Raw genomic sequence first — 17,667 nt, 5'->3', positions numbered from 1 at the left:
GAGTTTTTTATTTTTTATAACAGAAAGGAATCGATAATATGAGATATTTAACAGCAGGAGAATCGCACGGACCTCAATTAACAGCGATTATTGAAGGAGTACCAGCAGGACTTGAGTTAACAGCCGAACATATTAATGAAGACTTAGCAAGAAGACAAAAGGGACATGGGCGCGGACGCCGCATGCAGATTGAAAAAGACAAAGTTCAGATTAAAGGCGGTGTTCGCCACGGTGAGACGCTTGGTTCACCAATTGCTTTAGTCGTTGAAAACAAAGATTTTACGCACTGGAGAAATATTATGGGTGCTGATCCAGTTGATCATGAGGAAGAAGTAAAGAGACAAATTACAAAACCTCGTCCAGGTCACGCGGATTTAAATGGAGCGATTAAATACGGCCACAGAGATATGCGAAACGTATTAGAACGTTCATCTGCTCGTGAAACGACGGTACGAGTAGCCACAGGCGCAGTTGCCAAACAAGTATTAAAAGCTGTAGGTGTAAATATTGCATGTCACGTACTTGAAATCGGCGGTGTGAAAGCTGAAAAAACGGCATATGAGTCGCTAACAGAACTTCAGGAAAAAACTGAAGCGTCACCTGTTCGCTGCTTAGATGAAGAAGCGGGACAGAAAATGATGAAAGCAATCGATGATGCAAAAGAAAATGGAGACAGCATTGGTGGCGTAGTGGAAGTAGTAGTAGAAGGAATGCCTACTGCAGTAGGCAGTTATGTGCACTATGATCGTAAGTTAGATTCAAAGCTAGCTGCTGCTATTATGAGCATTAACGCGTTTAAAGGCGTTGAAATCGGCGTAGGCTTTGAAGCAGCTCGCAGACCGGGAAGTGAAGTCCATGATGAAATTCTATGGGATGAACAAAACGGCTATACGCGTAAAACGAATAATGCAGGAGGTTTAGAAGGAGGCATGACAACAGGGATGCCGATTGTGGTGCGAGGCGTCATGAAACCTATTCCTACCTTATACAAGCCGCTGCAAAGTATAGATATTGATACAAAAGAGCCGTTTGCTGCAAGTATTGAACGATCAGACAGCTGTGCAGTACCGGCGGCGGCGGTTGTAGCAGAATCAGTGATTGCTTGGGAACTAGCATCTGCTATTATCGATCAATTTGGGGCAGATCGAATTCAGTTAATTCAAGAAAATGTAAAAAAACACGAAGAATACGCAAAGCAATTTTAAAGAATAGAGGAGAATGAAAGGTGAAAACACGTGTATTACTTATTGGCGTTGGCCTTATTGGAGGATCATTAGCGCTAGCTATGAAGAAGCATCGTCACGTAACAGTCGTTGGAGCTGATATCAACACAAATGAAGTACAAGTAGCCAACCAGCTAGGTATCATTGATTATGTAGCTGAAGATATAAAAACAGAAGCAGCCCAAGCAGATTATATCGTGCTTGCTACTCCAGTAGAGTATACGACAGCATGGATACACGACCTTTCTACTTGGAAGCTTAAAGAAACGGTTATCGTAACGGATGTCGGAAGTACAAAAGGTGAAATTATGAAAGCAGCCCAAGCGCTGAATAAAAAACGTATTTCATTTATTGGGGGGCATCCGATGGCTGGTTCTCATACGAGCGGTGCAGTCAATGCACGAGCGGATTTATTTTGTTCGGCGCGCTATATTTTAACGCCGTTTGAAAATGAGCAAAAAGAAAAAATAGATGCGCTTATGCATTTGCTAGAGCCTACAGGTGCACAATTTGTACCGCTTGATGCAGCTACTCATGACCAAATCACCGGAGTTGTCAGTCATTTACCACATGTGATTGCAACCAGTCTAGTAAGACAAGTCAAAGGCTATTCAGCAAATAATCATCTTGTTACAGAAATGGCGGCAGGCGGTTTTCGAGATATTACGAGAATTGCTTCAAGCAACCCTCATATGTGGAGAGATATACTAAAACAAAATCGTTCTATGCTTTTAACATTGCTGGATGACTGGATGAAAGAAATGGAACAAGTAAAACTATTAGTAGAAAAAGGTGACGGACACGAGTTATTTGATTACTTTTCAGATGCTAAAGAATTTCGTGATTCGCTTCACGCATAAAAGGAGAGACAGATTGTGACAGTAAAAGCTTTACGAGGAACGATTCAAATTCCAGGAGATAAATCCATTTCTCACCGTTCCGTCATGTTTGGTTCAATTGCAGAAGGAACAACAACAATTAACGGATTTTTGCCGGGAGATGATTGCCTTAGCACCATTTCCTGCTTTCAAAAACTAGGTGTAGATATTCAAATGATTGATGAACAAAGCGTCGTGGTAAAAGGAAAAGGTCTACAAGCGCTAAAAGAGCCATCTGATATTTTAGATGTCGGAAATTCGGGCACCACGATTCGCCTCATGATGGGGATTTTAGCAAATACACCCTTTCATTCAACGTTAATTGGAGACGAATCTATTGCCAAACGCCCTATGAAGCGTGTGACTGGTCCGCTTCGTGATATGAATATTCATTTAGACGGCCGAAAAGACGCTAATTTTACACCGCTTGTTATTCGAGGTGGGAAAGCAAAAGGTATACACTATACATCTCCTGTTGCAAGCGCACAAGTAAAATCAGCTATTTTACTTGCTGGACTGCAGGCGGAAGGAACAACTTCTGTAACGGAACCGGCGAAATCGCGTGATCATACAGAACGTATGCTAGAGGCGTTTGGAGTTAAAGTGAAAGAAGAAGGATTAACCGTTTCAATTGAAGGCGGTCAAACGTTAAGAGGAACGCATGTAGAAGTGCCTGGTGATATTTCGTCAGCTGCATTCTTTTTAGTAGCGGGGGCTATTATTGCAAACAGTCGCATTGAAATTCAAAAAGTTGGGATGAATCCGACTCGAACGGGTATTTTAGATGTGCTTTCAAATATGGGGGCTTCGATCGAGACAGTCAAAGAAACAAAAGAAACGGCGGAACCCTATGCAGATTTAGTTGTAGAAGCTTCTCACTTAAAAGGTACGGAAGTAGGCGGAGACTTAATTCCGCGTCTAATTGACGAAATCCCAATTATTGCACTAGCTGCCACACAGGCAGAAGGGATTACCGTTATTAAAGATGCTGCAGAGTTAAAAGTCAAAGAAACAAACCGTATTGATACGGTAGTGAATGAGTTAACCAAAATGGGAGCTAATATTGAAGCAACGGAAGATGGAATGATTATTCACGGAGGTACAAAACTTCATGGAGCAAATGTAAACAGCCACGGAGATCACCGTATCGGTATGATGCTTGCTGTTGCCTCTTGTATTGCAGAAGGGGAAACAATTATTGAAAATCGTGACGCGGTATCCGTTTCGTACCCGCAGTTTTTTGCTCACTTAGAGTCTTTACAGCAGTAAATTCCCTTATTATGTTAAAATAGCAGTTTGAAAGTTGTAAGGAATTTATAAAATTAAAACCAATGACTCTATATTTCGCCGGAGAAATCCGATATAATCATTACAACACCTCTAGTATTAAATAGAATTTGGTGAATGATTATGTTTTTGATGATTGTCTACATCGGGGCCATTTTATTTTTTATAAAAATGTTTATGGATCGAGATTTTATTTGGTTTTTGTTTCTATTGCCATTTTTGATGTTTGTTATGTTTTTTGAAACAGACTATCTTGATCATGTCCCTGAATCTGGAAGGTTAATTATCTTTACGTTTTCTTTTTTAGTCATTTATGCAATGGTTTTAGTGTATAATCGATACTTTAGAAAAGAAGGATGTAAAGAGTAAATTCAAATGTGAATCCATTGATAATGATAAAAAAAGCATGCCCTACGGCGTGCTTTTTTTATCGCTTGAATTGACATCCACTGGTGTAAGCGGCTTTTTAGCAGGGCCTTCTACCACAGATCCGTCGTAAGAAAAACGAGAACCGTGACAAGGACAGTCCCACGTGCGGTCACCGGCGTTCCAATTTACTTCACATCCTAAGTGCGTGCATGTAGTATCGACGCAGTGAAGCTTCCCTTGAGGATCTTTATACGCCCCCGTACGTTTGCTGTTTACATATACGACCGACCCTTCATCATTTTGAAGCTGATCGAGTCCTTTTTCAGGCATTGAAAACTTACCGGTAATAAAGTGTTCAGCCACATCAAGATTTTGACGAAAGAAATGCTTAAGGCTAGGGTCCGCATAAAAACGAGACGGATTATACAACTCTGCATATGGGTTGTCTTTCCCGGTTATTGCATCCCGGATAATATGTGCTGCAATGGTGCTATGAGTCATGCCCCATTTTTTAAATCCGGTAGCAATAAAGATATTTGGCTTGCTTTCTTTAAGGGGCCCGATATATGGAATTTTATCAAGCGTAAATAAATCTTGTGCAGACCATTTATAACGAAAATGTTGGACAGTAAAATTTTCTTCGGCGAACCTCTGAAGGGACTCATAGTGAAACATAGTATTAATTCCTTGTCCAGCTTTGTGGCCTTCTCCGCCAATTAAGATGAGTTCTTCTCCGTCAACTTTTGTTGAACGCAGCGAATGAGTAGGCTGATCAGCACTTAAATACATGCCTCCAGGGTAAGCTTGTTCAACTTTTGCTGCTAACACATACGAACGTTTGGCATACATGCGCGTATAGTAAAATCCCGCTCCATCATAAAATGGAAAGTGTGAACACGCCACTACATATTTGCAAGAAATGCGATGTCCGTCTCTTGTGACAACGGTGGGCGACGTGCTTTCTTCTACATCCGTTGCTACGGTGTTTTCAAAAATCAATCCGCCGCTTTCTGTGAATTTTTTTACTAAATGAAGCAGATATTTTAACGGATGAAACTGAGCTTGATCTTTCATAATAGCTGCTGCTCTAATATCAAAACTAAAAGGAATCTCTGTTGCAAATTCACATGGAATATGTAATCGCTGATAGGCTCGAAATTCTTTACGAACTCGATGGTCAAACTCCAGCGTTTCTCCGTATAAGTAAGCATCTTGTACTGAAAAATCACAGTCAATGTTTTCCGTTTGAATTAAGTTTTTCATAAACTGCAGAGCTTGTTCGTTTGCTTTATAATACAGCAGCGTTTTTTCTTCGCCAATGTGTGAAAGCAGTTCATCGTAGATAACGTCATGCTGAGCTGTAATCTTTGCTGTTGTGTGACCGGTTGTACCATTTAAAATATTATCAGCTTCAATTAACGCCACGTTCAGTCCTTCTTTTTGTAATAAATAAGCCGTTGTAATACCGCTAATACCGCCTCCTACTACTACAACATCAACTTTTCGATTTTCTGAAAGAGATGGGTATGTTGGAAACTTTAAATGATCGCGCCAGTAGGGCTCAGTATCCTTTGGGATATTTGCCAATTTATTCACCTCCATATGATAAGTCTTATTTTTACCATAGTTTTCTAAAAAATGTATGCAAAATAAAGGAATCTACTCTAATAGCACCTCTTGGCTATACCTATTTAAAGAAAAGGAGGGGAAAAGAGTGATTACAATCAGCCTTTGTATGAATGTTGCGAACAAAGAAGAGGTTAATCCAAAACATTTGCTATTCAAGATGCTTCTTTTTCAACGTGGCTTCCACACCTGGACCTTGTCATTTGCTCCTATAGAATTGGTGAATAAAAAGCAGAGCATGAAATAATAAAAGGCTACAGATTGAAACATGCAGAGCAATAAATTCATATAAATGATAGGGAGCATCATATAATAAAAGTATAGATGCTTAATTCGGCAAAAGGTATGTAAACATCAAGGTCCAAATAAAAGGGCAAACGGCATGTTTGTCCTTTTTTCATGATTATAGTGACAATTTTCATATATAGTAATAAAGTATATATATAGCAAAAAAATCCCAATTTTAAAGAATATAAAAAACGGCTTAAAACCAAAACAAGTTGTACTCTTAGAGTATGTAGAACGTGCAAAAAAACGAAATAATATGTAGTATTGTAATACAGGACGTAATTGGGAAGAAAAATGAAAACGTTGACAAAAAGAGGAGGGGTACCATGTTGGGTTCACTACCTAATGTTATAAATACGTCAACGCTCGTGTCTTCAAGTGAACAACAAGAAGCGTCATCTGAATCATTTAAAACATATACTCATAAAGGAAAAAAATTCAAGGTTTATTTACCTAAATCCTATCATATTTTGAAATCTTACCCACTAATGGTTATGCTGCATGGATGTACACAAAATGCAGATGATTTTGCGATAGGCACGCAAATGAATGAGCTCGCCGACGAAAAGGAATTTATTGTCGTATATCCACAGCAGTCTTCTAACTCAAATATGAATAAATGCTGGAACTGGTTTGAACCGCTTCATCAAATTAGAGGATTTGGCGAGCCAGCGATTATTGCAGGGATTGTAAAAAAAGTCCAAAACATGCACTTTATTCAGAAAAATAAAGTGTTTGTTGCCGGTCTGTCAGCAGGAGGAGCCATGAGCATCGTCATGGGGGTAACGTATCCAGAACTGTTTGCTGGCATAGGTGTGTCAGCAGGTATCGAATATCAGGCGGCTCTTAACGTATTTAATGCGTATTCCGTCATGGCCAGTAAAGGTCCTTCCCCCGTTAAACAAGGAAGAATTGCTTATCAGCAAATGGGAAAACGGGCAAAGCCACTGCCGCTCATTGTATTTCATGGTAACGCCGATTCGACGGTAAATGTAGCCAATGCAGATCAAGTGGTTCACCAGTGGATTACAACGAATAATCTTGCTTATAACGGAAAAATAGATGGATGGATTCAGAATAGCCCTGTTAAAACGAGAGAAGAAAAAATCCTCTTTGGACGGGATTATACAACGTATCGCTACGAAAGCAGTAAGGGAGAATTGGCTATTGATAAATATATTATCAATGGAATGGGGCATGCATGGTCAGGAGGGAATTCAGCGGGCAGCTATACGGATCCTAAAGGCCCCAATGCTAGCCGAATCATGTGGGACTTTTTCATGAGTCAAAAAGTATAAACAGAGCATATAATGAGGTTCAGTTGCGTTCTTATCGCAGAGAAGAAGAGCTGAAAGTAGCTCTTCCGGCCCTTATTAGTATAAAGCAGCAGCTGCAGGAGCAATCATTTTAACTAGACGGTTTTTTCTAAAAATTAGGATTTGATTATTTAGAAAACGGGTACTGTAATAAAGAAATATGAAGCCGAAATTACATAGCTTAGGATTGACAGCTTATAGTTGTAAATGTAAGATAACTGCGAGCTGCATTTTGTATGATTAAAACATTAAAATAAGCCGAAAACTGAACAAATAAATAGAAATTGTAAGATGAGCGGGTAAGGAAAAGGAGATTAAAAAATGAATATTGCATTTTTCTTAGTACCAAAAAGTGATGTTGTAACATTAAATATTCACTCCACATTAAGACAGGCTCTTGAAAAAATGGAGTATCATCGCTATTCTACAGTTCCACTGGTTGACGATGATGGTAAATATGTGGGCGTTCTTACTGAAGGAGATCTTCTTTGGAAGTTAAAAAGCCTAGGAGACTATCGCTTTCAAGATACGGAAAATATTAAATTAACAGAGATTGACCGCTATCAAGATTATAACCCAGTTGCTATATATGATGAAGTTCAAAACATCCTTTCAAAGGCAATTGACCAAAATTTTGTGCCTGTAACGGATGATCAAGGCGTATTTATTGGAATTGTGAGAAGAAGAGAAATTCTAGAGTTTTATGCAGAAAGCGCAAGTAAAGTGAAAAATCAAATATAAAAAAGCCATCTCTAGATGGCTTTTTTTCTTGTCTTATCTTCCCCGTACATACTCCTAAAAACAGGCTTAGGTCATGGCCCACAGCAATGCACTTCCTTGTACTAGTTTACATAATCTATTTATATATAGGTATAAAATTGCCTATATAAATCTTATTTATAGATAAGGATGGTTTATGTGAGTTACAACAACAAAAAGAAGTGTTGCTGGTGTTCTAATCAGTATTATTACAAAACTTCTGGTTATGATCCAAGAAGTAGCCATGAAGGTAAATGCTGTCATAACGATTATAAGCATAACGATCATTGTCCTAAACATGATGATGATCATCGTTCAGGTCATAAAAAATGTCATCATGGCGGGGGTCACGGTGGCGATCATGGCGGTAACCACGGCGGACATCATGGCGGTAACCACGGTGGAGGGCATGACGGCAACCACGGCGGACATCACGGCGGTAACCACGATGGAGGGCATCACGATGGTCACCACAGTGGCTGTCATCACGGCGGACATCACGGCGGTTGTAAAAAACGTCATTGCTGCAAAAGACGTAACTGCTGCTGGGGCTGGGTTTTTTAATACAGGAGCTTTAAAGCAACAGAAAGAACTCAAGAAATTGAGTTCTTTTTTTGTAAGTTGAAACTTATAAACGGTATACTTCGTATATATAGTAAGAGCATTTTGGAGGAGGAAAAAAATGTTTAAAAAAATGTTTGCTAAAATGGGAGTTGGAGCTGCCAAAGTAGATTTACGATTAAATGAAACGGCCTATACGCTCGGTCATGTGATTGAAGGAGCTATTGTCATCCAAGGCGGAAACGTTCAGCAACATATTAATTTAATTGATGTTGAATTTTGGCTTGAAGTTCAAATGAAAAGCGGTCAAATGCATACACATCGTGTGGAAAGCCTGCGCGCAGCTTCTTCATTTACAATTAATGAAGGTGAGAAAAAGGAAATTCCATTTACATATCATTTACCTTTGGATCTTCCAATCTCTGCGAGCAACGTTAGCTATTTCTTTAAGACACACTTAGATATTGAAGGGGGAGTTGACTCAACAGACCGGGACCCTGTGCGCATTAAAGCACCAAAAAGCTTATATCAGCTAGTAGAGGGCTTTGAAGCACTTGGGTTTAGAGAAAAACACCATTCAGGAAAATTTAACGGATACAAACAAGAATTTGCATTTTTTCCTACAGACTTCTTAAAGGGATATGTAAATGAGGTTGAGTTTGAGGTAGCCATTGAACGAGAAGGTATACGAGTGTTATTGGAGCTAGATTTGCCTTCTTTCGGCCGGGAGAGGGAAATAAAAAACGAACTCTTTTTTACAAATGATGAACTAAGCCATCCATCCACTATCGCTCGTTTGCTGGAAGAAGCGATGGAAGAGATGATGGAAAATCCTCGAGACTATGAATATTATAAGCCTTCTCACTATGATCAGCATTCACATCATCCACGTATGAGCGGGTTAGGAGGAGCAATGGGAGGCTTTGCAGCCGGTATGTTAGGCGGGCTGCTCATTGAGAATTTGATCGATGATATGTTTGAAGACTCGGCGCTTGGTGAAATTGGAGAAGATATTGAAGAAGCCGGGGAGGATCTGTTGGATGGAGACTTTTTTGATGGAGGAGACGATTGGTAAAAGGGATTTTGAATAACTAAAAAGGATGATTAATGATGATCATCCTTTTTTTCTTTCTTCTTTCTTTTTTTTACTTCTATATACTTAATGTGAAAATCTTCTATAATCAAAACTTTAAAGTAAAATTGCTCATGCTGAATGATATCATTTTTGGTCACATCAAACTTTTCGGTTAACACCCACCCGGCAATGGTATCTACTTCTTCGTCGCTAATATCCGTGCCGAGTAAATCATTTACTTGGCTAATGAGCATTTTTCCGTCAAGAATATAGTGATCGTCTTTAATTTTTTGTACATAAGGAATTTCGTCCGTGTCAAACTCATCTCGAATTTCTCCCACAATTTCTTCAATAATGTCTTCTACTGTCACAAGCCCCGCGGTTCCACCATACTCATCAAAAAGAATAGCCATTTGAATGCGTTCTTTTTGCATCTTTACGAGCAAGTCATGAATAGGTACGGTTTCAATTACTTTAAAAATAGGCTTGACATATGATTCTAACGTATTGGTGCCGTCTTTTTCGTTAAATACAATATCATTATAAATTTCTTTAATATTAACGAGACCAATTATCTTATCTTTATCCCCATCTTCAACAATTGGATAGCGGGTATATTTTTCGACATTTGCAATTTGCAAAAAAACCTCTACCACGTCATCTTTAGAAGCACTTACAATTTCCGTTCGCGGGACCATTACTTCTTTAGCTAAACGGTCATCAAAATCAAAAATTTTGCTCATATATCGATATTCGGACTGATTAATTTCACCGCCTTCAAAGCTTTCAGATAACAAAATGCGAAGTTCTTCTTCACTATGAGCAGCTTCATTTTCCGAAATCATCGTTATACCAAATATCTTGGTCAACATACGAGCTGAGCCGTTTAATATTTTAATGAACGGATACATAAGTTTGTAAAACACGATAATCGGTTTTGCAAAGTTCATCGTAATTTGTTCAGCCATTTGAATAGCAAACGTTTTAGGAGCTAATTCTCCTAAGACAACATGTAAAAAGGTAATAACAACAAATGCAATGACAAAAGATAAAATACCAGCAAGCGGCTCATTCGTATGGAAGGTAGTAAAAAGAGGATGAAGCAACCGATCTAGCGTCGGTTCACCAAGCCAACCAAGCCCGAGAGCTGTGATGGTGATACCAAGCTGACAAGCGGATAGATATTCATCTAAATGCGTAATAACATGTTTGGCAGATACGGCTTTTTTATTTCCTTCTTCTAGAAGCTGGTTGATTTTTGAACTCCTTACTTTTACAATAGCGAATTCTGTCGCTACAAAAAAAGCAGTTAATGCAATCAAAACTGCGACTAATAGTAATTTTACGGCGATCATCAAAGTCACCACCTTGTACGTAAATGTATATCTTAAGTGTTAGCCAAAGTGGAGAAAACATGTATTAAATCGGGAAAAGAAAAACGCACATAAAAAAACTGCTTCTATCTTTAAAAAGAAAAAGAAGCAGTTTATTATGTTACATGTTCATTTAGGGGAATTAATCTTAACTTTACCATCATGGTCTATCACATATCGGTTCTACAGTTCAACTGACTTTTAGCAAACGTATTGCGAGCGTGTTATGACACCTCCTTTAACTGTAATCCGAGTATATATGATGCATCTCTCACTCCTTTCTATTAGTTAACTGTATTATAATACATAATTAATCAAAATACTACAAATATTCAGAAAATAATCCAAAATGCATAGTTTTTTGTCATTTTCTGAAATATATACGCAAAAGAGATTGAGACACAACTATATCAATCGAATCTAAAGGGGAACAAATTGGATAAATGGTCGAGTATGGATCGCTTGTTCCACCGCTGTTGATTTCCGTGCATGACTTCACTTCCCGCAGGAGTCTTCGCCTTTCCCTCCAATCAACAGCTAGAATCAACTCTAAACATAACCTATATTCACCATACTAATGAAAAGATCCGAACGATGAATCGTTCGGATCTTCCTTTAGTTAAAATACGTTTGCCCCAGCCTCTTTGTAATTAATGCAGCTTATGGTTATTAGGCATCTGAGGAGAGGCAGTAGCTTTTGCGAAACTTGTGATCATTTGCTGCATATCTTCTTTTGCAAGCTGCGGCACTTGATAATAATGATGTTTGTTTTGATAAAGAGAAATTTCATAAGCCATTTCAATCCAATTAGGAACACTGTCTCCGAATATTCGGCGAACAACAGGATTAGTTATTTCTAAAGCTGTCATAGTTAAAAGAGATGCTTGAGACTTGACTAGACCCAGCATATGACCTGAAATTCCTTTTTCATTAATTTCCTCAACGGACTGATTCGGCTTTTTAGGCTGCGAAGGCTTTAAGCCATAAACAAAGGTATGAGACTGTTTCATGTTATATACATGTGTAGAACCGGCCGGCTTTTGGCCAGTAGAAAAAGCTTCTACGATTAAATTATATTCATTTAAAATAAACTGATATTGCCGATCAATAATATCAAGCAGCTCTTGTTCTTTTACATATTGCCTAAACATCATAAACTGATCCATTACATTGATCGAGCCGGCAAGTGTTTCATGAACGTCAAATAGCTCATGCCCTCCATGGTTCAATTGAGGGGGGATAGCTCCAGTTTGCATGTTTGTAGGAAGTTCGTGATTATTCATACTAAGTCCTCCTTAAAATCGGTATCGACTATAGTCTTTAAACTTCTTCAAGTTTTATACTCAAACTTGATTTATTCATAAAATGTTGCTCTACATAACTTAATTTACCTCTAGTTAGTTAATTAAAGGGTAAAAGTGAAAGGGTTTTATAAAAAAAAAGCGAATATCAATAACAATTCACGATCTATAGATAGGGGAATCAAAAAACATGAATGAGCTGCTGTCATACTCAAGTGAATTAAAACATGAAGCAAATCAACTGGTGGTATCCAACCGTTTATTTAATTTGTTAAGAGAGTACGGTTGCCCGCTCTCAGGGGAGAGTTTTGAGTTAAATGTCATGACAAATCGCATCATTAATTTTTACGTAGGAAATGATGAAATGGATGAAGAATCTATTTTTCACATGGGGTATCAGCTTACAAAGCGTTTTCAACCTTATAAGATGATATTTGCTAATGAAAAAGGTAAGTATCAGTGGAGTGTGTATATGATTCAGAAGGGTGAAGAGTGGAAGCTTGATATTTCCGTGCTTCCAGAAAATATCGTGAAGGGCAAAGTTGAGAAACAAGTATTATTAAAATCACTTCTCACTGAAAAGAAGCGGGAATGTATTTTATTTTTCAAGCAGCAAAGCGGATATAATCGCTACTATACGAGTGATCATGTCTATAAGGCTGTGCTAGAAGATGACATTTACGATGATATGTCTTTTTTTATGTGGCTGCAAAAACAAAAAAAAGGAAATCAACAAACGTAAAAAAAGAGCCGATTGGGCTCTTTTTATGCATGTACGGATGTTTTTACAGGTAAAGCAGCTTTTAGCATCCAAATATGTTTTTCAATGTTGCCAATTGTTCCAATGAATAAGTCAGCTGTTACGTGATCATGTGCTGCTTCAGCTTTTTCAACTGCATTCTTTAGGTTTTTAACAAGTAGCGTATAGTCATTAATTAAGGTTTCTACCATTTCTTCACTCGTTTGCTCATTCCCATCTTCAGAAAGAGTAGCTGCTTGTAAAAATTGCTTCATCGTAGCAATTGGGCTTCCTCCAATGGCTAGTAATCGTTCTGCATATTCATCTATATAGTCCGCCGTCTCATTATAGAATTCTTCAAATTTTTCATGAAGCGTAAAAAATTGAGGCCCTTTTACATACCAGTGAAAGCGATGTAGCTTTGTATATAATACGTTAAAATCGGCAATTTGTTGGTTCAATACGTTTTCTAAATTCATAGTTAATAGCCTCCTAATGAGTTGTTGTTATCTTATGTTTATATTATATCAAATATCAAATTAAAATCAATACTTATTTATAATTATTATTAAATAATAATCAGAATGCTTTTAAATTGCAGTTATTCTCTTTAAAAACTCTAAAGATATGATAGGATAGAGCAAGAGTATTGAAAGGAAGAAGGGGTAGTCATGCATATTACACCAGAAGCAAAACAATTAATTAACAATATACTTGAAGAGCAGGAGATAACAGGAATTCGCTTGTATTTCAAAGGAATTAGCTGTGAAATCCCTAACATTGGGTTAGCTTTTGAAGAGCCTTTTGAAAATGATGAAATGTATGAAGTCGACGGAGTACAAGTAGCAATGGAAGCTTCTATTGTGCCTTATACAAATGAATTAATGTTAGATGTCCATACAACGCCGTACGGCCCAGGTTTAGCATTAGTTGGAGCTAAAGAAGCTGAGTAAAAAATTTATGTAAGAGAAGCTAACAGGTTTGTTGTTTGTTTTGGTAAACCTTGGTTTACTTAATTCAAACGTTAGTGAAATGGAGGGGGACCTATGCTTCTTTCTCATCATGTAACGGTTGAACAAAGACAGCAAATCAAACGCTTTAAACAGCAAATACAAGACGCAAAAACGCTAGATGAGCGCCGTTTGTATCAAGCCCAGCTAAATAAATTTGTTGAGCGCCTATTTATTGAGAATCGCTTGCAGCGCAGCGGCGAACAATAAAAAACACCTAGAAAAGAAGCCTTCAAAGAAGGTTTCTTTTTTTTTAGTAGATTATTATACTTTTACACCTTGTAATTATTCATTTTCTTATATATCGCCCTTTATCTATTTGAAATTCGGTTTTCTGTATGAATATAGCACTAAAAACGTGTAAGTGACTGTTAAATGAAATCGCTTTCTGTTATAGTAAAGGTATAGAATTGTACTTGTTCACCTACAATGTTCATAAGGAGTGGTTTGTATGATTGAAAGAGGAAACTTCTTAATTGGTTTAGCGTGGGGAACATCTTTGAGCATACCTTTATGGATCGCCTTCTTTGGCTGGATAAAATTAGTTTGGCGCTTGCTTTAAATAAATAAAAACAAAAAAGTAAAAAACTTCAGTGGATATGCGCTGAAGTTTTTTTAAATAGTATAAATAGGTATTAAGAACTATTAAATAAATTGTATTTTTAAACGATAAGTAAATAAGACTACTAAAATATTATTTTTGGTTTTTTTAGGATTCTAATGTTTTAGGTCTTATTGCATAATAGAAAGCGGGAGTACAAATTGAAAAGCTATCGTTTAGTAAGTTTCTCTACCTTATGTATCTGTCTATTCGTTTTATTCATTTCACCTTTTCAAGACACATCTAGTGCATCAACTGATAAATATCAAAATTTCAAGCAGCTCTCACAGCACGAGTCTTCAGCTAGCTATAAAGTGACGACTAAAGAAGCGAAAAGCCCTGTCCTTATCTTTGCTCCACACGGTGGAGGAATTGAAGGCGGGACAAGCGAAATTGCCAAAGAGCTTAGCAAACAAAATGCTCTTTACCTATTCGAATCGTTAAAATCGAAAGGCTCGCGAGATCTGCACCTCACAAGCACTCATTTTGATGAGCCCACAGCGCGTAAGATGGTAAGCATGTATGATAATGTTTTATCTCTTCACGGGTATTCTGGGAATGAAAAACATATTTTTGTGGGGGGAACTGATCGGGAACGTGCAAAAAAATTAACGCAATTATTAAATCAAAATGGATTTCCCGCGGAACTGATTACAAAAGGGCACGATGAGATTGCAGGCATTAACCCTAAAAATATTGCAAATAAAGATCGTACCGGCAAAAGTATTCAATTAGAGATTAGCCAACCGCTGCGAAGTGCTATGTTTCATTCATTCACTTCACAAGGAAGAGCTTCGTCTAAAACTCAAACTTTTTATAAGTTTACAAATGTGCTTTCTACGTTTGTTTCCACTTCTTACTGATTTAAAAAAAGAATGCTTTCACAAGCATTCTTTTTTTATAAACTAGTTTTCCTATTCGTGACTTATAATAGGTTTCCAGTTAAAATCTTTTACATCTTGAACAGAAGGCTTTCTCACGTGCTGTAAGCTTTCCTTATTACATGCTCCATAAACTATAAAATTTTGCTGAGCTTCTATTAAAGAAATAGAGTTGGCTCCTAGTTCATTGGCATTCAGCTTTTGATACGGATCGTCTTCCCAAAAACATATCTCACAAATATCATAGTCACCATCACTGTCTAACGATTGATAACCGCAGCAAGGGCACGTATACTTTTTCATTGTTCCTATCCTTTCTGTGTGGAATTTTAAACTAGAAAAAAGTCAGCCATCTTATTTAACTATTTTACTATATTCAAAGGTTAACTGAAAGAATATTCAAAAAATTACAGCGGCATATTTCCTAGGATTTGTGAACATTTTATAACGAATTGGTGATAGTTCTTGTGAGATTGAGTGAAAAAGGAGTACACTTACTAGGAAAATAGATCGTGTTCGGAAACGTCTACATAAAAACATTTTTGGATATGATGAATGAAAAAAGAAAAAAGAGATAGGGAGTCATAAATATGAAAAAAATAATAGGTTTACTTTTAGCATGCTTTTTAGCTGTCCCGACAGTTAGTTTTGCTCATACACATGTGCAAACAACAGTACCGGAAAATGGTGCAACTGTTACAGCTCCTCTAAAAGAAATTAAATTAACCTTTGAAACACCGATTGAAAAAATTAGTACAATGACCGTTGCAAAAGATGGACAAAACATTTCACTTGCATCGCAAAAAGTAGAGGGTCATGATTTAATAGCTTCTGTTGATCAGCCTCTTGAAAACGGATCTTACGCAGTAAACTGGGAAATTGTAGGGGAAGATGGGCATGTAATAAAAGATTCGATTGCTTTTAAAGTAGATGTGAAAGATGAAGCAAAAGAAGAGAATACTCAAGCAGCCGGAAAAGATAGTGAAAAAAAGCAGGGCGCCACGCAATCCGAACAGCACCAAAAAAGTGCAGCAGCAAATGATGAAAAAACGGAGAACAATGATTCTTCATCGTTTTTTGTTATCGTGATTATTGCTATTGTAGTGGTGGTTGGCGCATTACTCTTAATCTTCAGAAAGAAAAAGGCTTAAAAAGATGAGTGTTTTGTTGCCTGTTTTTGAGTGGTTCACATACGTAGCTCTTTCCTTATTATTAGGATTTGCCGTACTGCAATATGTGCCCCTTACAAAAAAGCCAACAATTTTATTATCAAAGCGATGGCTACTTGCAAGTGCAGCGGCTGTCGCTCTTTTTTCGGTTGGAAATTCGCTTGAGATTATTTTATCTTTTTCAAAAATAAGAGGGTTAGGTGAAACAGTTCGTCTTGTATTATTGGAAACAAGAACGGGACACGCCTGGATCTTTGTTGTACTGATTGCTATTTTATGTATGGTTGCTGTTTCAATAGAGAGCCACCCCCATATGTATACATTACTGACTGTAGCCTTAGTGGGAGGAATCGCCTACGCAAGTCACGCAGCATCCGCTTCTGTGCTTAGCGGCATGTTGTCTCATTCCCTTCATATTTTAGCAGTTGGACTGTGGGGAGGAGTGGTTCTGATTGTTGCCGCTTTTTCAAAAGAAACCTCCAATTGGAAAAGTTTCTTAAGCTGGTTTACTCCTTTTGCGATCGCTTGTTTTGTGCTTCTTTCATTAAGTGGGTTCATTTCGATGGTTATTATCATGGGGCTGTCCAACTATGTAAATTCATGGGCTACAGATTACGGGCAATCTCTTTTGTTAAAGCATATTACGATTATTCCGCTGCTTGCATTTGCCGTCATCAATGGCTTTCTTATGAAAAAAGCGATAAAACATCCAGAATATAAGCCCGTGATGTGGATTCGAGCAGAAAGCATTATTTTGCTTATCATTTTTTTATTTACAGCTATCATGGTAACGCAATCGCCGCCAACTAATATAAGTCATATGGCAATGGATTCATCGATTCTTCCTTTTATCTATGGGAAACAAGTGACGCTGCCTCTAACGTTTCACGTAACGATTGTAGGAATCCTATTCTTATTTGTTGCACTGCTGTTTTTTGTGTATTTACTTGTTTGTTTTTACAAAAAGACAGTATGGCTCAGCGTATTAAGTGCGGGTTTGTTTGTGTTTGCTTTTTATATTGCGATGATGACAAGTATTCAAGTCTAAAAACAGTGAGAAATATCTCACTGTTTTTTTATTAGCCATTAAAAGTAGTGTTATCTCTCGGGCCATTTCTCGGAGAAGGGGGCATCGGCATTTGGGAACTAGAACCGGAGCCGGATGTAGAGCCGCTTGGAGGCGATATATTTCCTGCGTTTCCAAAAATAAC

The 17,667-nt window shown here is 37.7% G+C and carries 20 protein-coding genes; 15 read left to right on the top strand and 5 right to left on the bottom strand.

Annotation, left to right across the window (positions count from 1 at the left end; all coding sequences use genetic code 11):
- Positions 1-38: 38 nt before the first annotated feature.
- The 4 genes from aroC (at position 39) to MKX72_RS15265 (ending at position 3,757) form a co-directional block, all read left to right on the top strand.
- Complete coding sequence (gene aroC, locus MKX72_RS15280) at positions 39-1,205, top strand: chorismate synthase (protein ID WP_155007978.1); 1,167 nt, start codon at positions 39-41, stop codon at positions 1,203-1,205.
- A gap of 20 nt (positions 1,206-1,225) precedes the next feature.
- The gene (locus tag MKX72_RS15275; protein WP_033580624.1) at positions 1,226-2,083 is read left to right on the top strand and encodes a prephenate dehydrogenase; all 858 of its coding nucleotides are present in this window, start codon (positions 1,226-1,228) and stop codon (positions 2,081-2,083) included.
- Positions 2,084-2,098: 15 nt separating this feature from the next.
- Positions 2,099-3,370 (top strand): 3-phosphoshikimate 1-carboxyvinyltransferase, encoded by a 1,272-nt coding sequence (gene aroA, locus MKX72_RS15270; RefSeq protein WP_033580625.1) that lies wholly within the window; start codon positions 2,099-2,101, stop codon positions 3,368-3,370.
- A gap of 141 nt (positions 3,371-3,511) precedes the next feature.
- Complete coding sequence (locus tag MKX72_RS15265) at positions 3,512-3,757, top strand: hypothetical protein (RefSeq protein WP_013057694.1); 246 nt, start codon at positions 3,512-3,514, stop codon at positions 3,755-3,757.
- Positions 3,758-3,799: 42 nt separating this feature from the next.
- Here MKX72_RS15265 and MKX72_RS15260 read toward each other — a convergent pair whose 3' ends face one another.
- Positions 3,800-5,344 carry an FAD-dependent oxidoreductase gene (locus MKX72_RS15260; protein WP_080754504.1) on the bottom strand — a complete coding sequence of 515 codons (1,545 nt, stop codon included), beginning with the start codon at positions 5,342-5,344 and terminating at the stop codon, positions 3,800-3,802.
- 127 nt (positions 5,345-5,471) lie between these two features.
- Between MKX72_RS15260 and MKX72_RS15255 the strand changes: the two genes are divergently transcribed.
- From MKX72_RS15255 to MKX72_RS15235, 5 genes are all read left to right on the top strand, one after another.
- Entirely contained in the window at positions 5,472-5,630 is a 159-nt protein-coding gene (locus tag MKX72_RS15255) for a hypothetical protein (RefSeq protein ID WP_155278281.1), read from the top strand.
- A gap of 367 nt (positions 5,631-5,997) precedes the next feature.
- Positions 5,998-6,969: an extracellular catalytic domain type 1 short-chain-length polyhydroxyalkanoate depolymerase gene (locus MKX72_RS15250; RefSeq protein WP_033580627.1), complete on the top strand. Its 972-nt coding sequence runs from the start codon at positions 5,998-6,000 to the stop codon at positions 6,967-6,969.
- 339 nt (positions 6,970-7,308) lie between these two features.
- The gene (locus MKX72_RS15245) at positions 7,309-7,728 is read left to right on the top strand and encodes a CBS domain-containing protein (protein WP_033580628.1); all 420 of its coding nucleotides are present in this window, start codon (positions 7,309-7,311) and stop codon (positions 7,726-7,728) included.
- 262 nt (positions 7,729-7,990) lie between these two features.
- Positions 7,991-8,371, top strand: a complete 381-nt coding sequence (locus tag MKX72_RS15240; RefSeq protein ID WP_034270116.1) for a hypothetical protein — start codon at positions 7,991-7,993, stop codon at positions 8,369-8,371.
- A 57-nt stretch (positions 8,372-8,428) separates the two neighbouring features.
- The gene (locus tag MKX72_RS15235) at positions 8,429-9,382 is read left to right on the top strand and encodes a sporulation protein (RefSeq protein ID WP_033579463.1); all 954 of its coding nucleotides are present in this window, start codon (positions 8,429-8,431) and stop codon (positions 9,380-9,382) included.
- Between the two features lie 29 nt (positions 9,383-9,411).
- On the opposite strand, the gene MKX72_RS15230 is transcribed toward MKX72_RS15235, so the two are convergent.
- Together MKX72_RS15230 and MKX72_RS15225 are read right to left on the bottom strand one after the other, a co-directional pair.
- Positions 9,412-10,737 (bottom strand): hemolysin family protein, encoded by a 1,326-nt coding sequence (locus MKX72_RS15230; RefSeq protein ID WP_049165352.1) that lies wholly within the window; start codon positions 10,735-10,737, stop codon positions 9,412-9,414.
- Positions 10,738-11,405: 668 nt separating this feature from the next.
- On the bottom strand, positions 11,406-12,038 hold the full coding sequence (locus MKX72_RS15225; RefSeq protein ID WP_033579461.1) for a spore coat protein: 633 nt from the start codon (positions 12,036-12,038) through the stop codon (positions 11,406-11,408).
- A gap of 208 nt (positions 12,039-12,246) precedes the next feature.
- Here MKX72_RS15225 and MKX72_RS15220 point away from each other — a divergent pair, with 208 nt between their 5' ends.
- Positions 12,247-12,798: a hypothetical protein gene (locus MKX72_RS15220; protein ID WP_033579460.1), complete on the top strand. Its 552-nt coding sequence runs from the start codon at positions 12,247-12,249 to the stop codon at positions 12,796-12,798.
- A gap of 23 nt (positions 12,799-12,821) precedes the next feature.
- Here the strand turns inward: MKX72_RS15220 and MKX72_RS15215 are convergent, their stop codons facing one another.
- Positions 12,822-13,274 carry a Dps family protein gene (locus MKX72_RS15215; RefSeq protein ID WP_028412796.1) on the bottom strand — a complete coding sequence of 151 codons (453 nt, stop codon included), beginning with the start codon at positions 13,272-13,274 and terminating at the stop codon, positions 12,822-12,824.
- Between the two features lie 192 nt (positions 13,275-13,466).
- On the opposite strand from MKX72_RS15215, the gene MKX72_RS15210 reads away from it, so the two are divergent.
- The 3 genes from MKX72_RS15210 (at position 13,467) to MKX72_RS15200 (ending at position 15,269) form a co-directional block, all read left to right on the top strand.
- A complete protein-coding gene (locus MKX72_RS15210) occupies positions 13,467-13,748 on the top strand; it encodes a hypothetical protein (RefSeq protein ID WP_013057684.1) in 282 nt (93 codons plus the stop codon).
- A 93-nt stretch (positions 13,749-13,841) separates the two neighbouring features.
- A complete protein-coding gene (locus MKX72_RS15205) occupies positions 13,842-14,015 on the top strand; it encodes a hypothetical protein (protein ID WP_013057683.1) in 174 nt (57 codons plus the stop codon).
- Between the two features lie 552 nt (positions 14,016-14,567).
- Complete coding sequence (locus MKX72_RS15200) at positions 14,568-15,269, top strand: poly-gamma-glutamate hydrolase family protein (RefSeq protein WP_049165349.1); 702 nt, start codon at positions 14,568-14,570, stop codon at positions 15,267-15,269.
- A gap of 51 nt (positions 15,270-15,320) precedes the next feature.
- Here the strand turns inward: MKX72_RS15200 and MKX72_RS15195 are convergent, their stop codons facing one another.
- Entirely contained in the window at positions 15,321-15,590 is a 270-nt protein-coding gene (locus MKX72_RS15195) for a CPCC family cysteine-rich protein (RefSeq protein ID WP_033579458.1), read from the bottom strand.
- A gap of 287 nt (positions 15,591-15,877) precedes the next feature.
- Here MKX72_RS15195 and MKX72_RS15190 point away from each other — a divergent pair, with 287 nt between their 5' ends.
- Together MKX72_RS15190 and MKX72_RS15185 are read left to right on the top strand one after the other, a co-directional pair.
- Positions 15,878-16,438 (top strand): copper resistance CopC family protein, encoded by a 561-nt coding sequence (locus MKX72_RS15190; RefSeq protein ID WP_049165347.1) that lies wholly within the window; start codon positions 15,878-15,880, stop codon positions 16,436-16,438.
- 4 nt (positions 16,439-16,442) lie between these two features.
- On the top strand, positions 16,443-17,504 hold the full coding sequence (locus tag MKX72_RS15185) for a copper resistance D family protein (RefSeq protein ID WP_232217049.1): 1,062 nt from the start codon (positions 16,443-16,445) through the stop codon (positions 17,502-17,504).
- Positions 17,505-17,667: the final 163 nt, after the last annotated feature.

Source organism: Priestia sp. FSL R5-0597 (assembly GCF_038006305.1).
GTDB classification, from domain to species: Bacteria; Bacillota; Bacilli; order Bacillales; family Bacillaceae_H; genus Priestia; species Priestia zanthoxyli.
The sequence above is the reverse complement of the archived record's forward strand: the minus strand, read 5'-3'. Positions and strand labels throughout refer to the sequence as shown.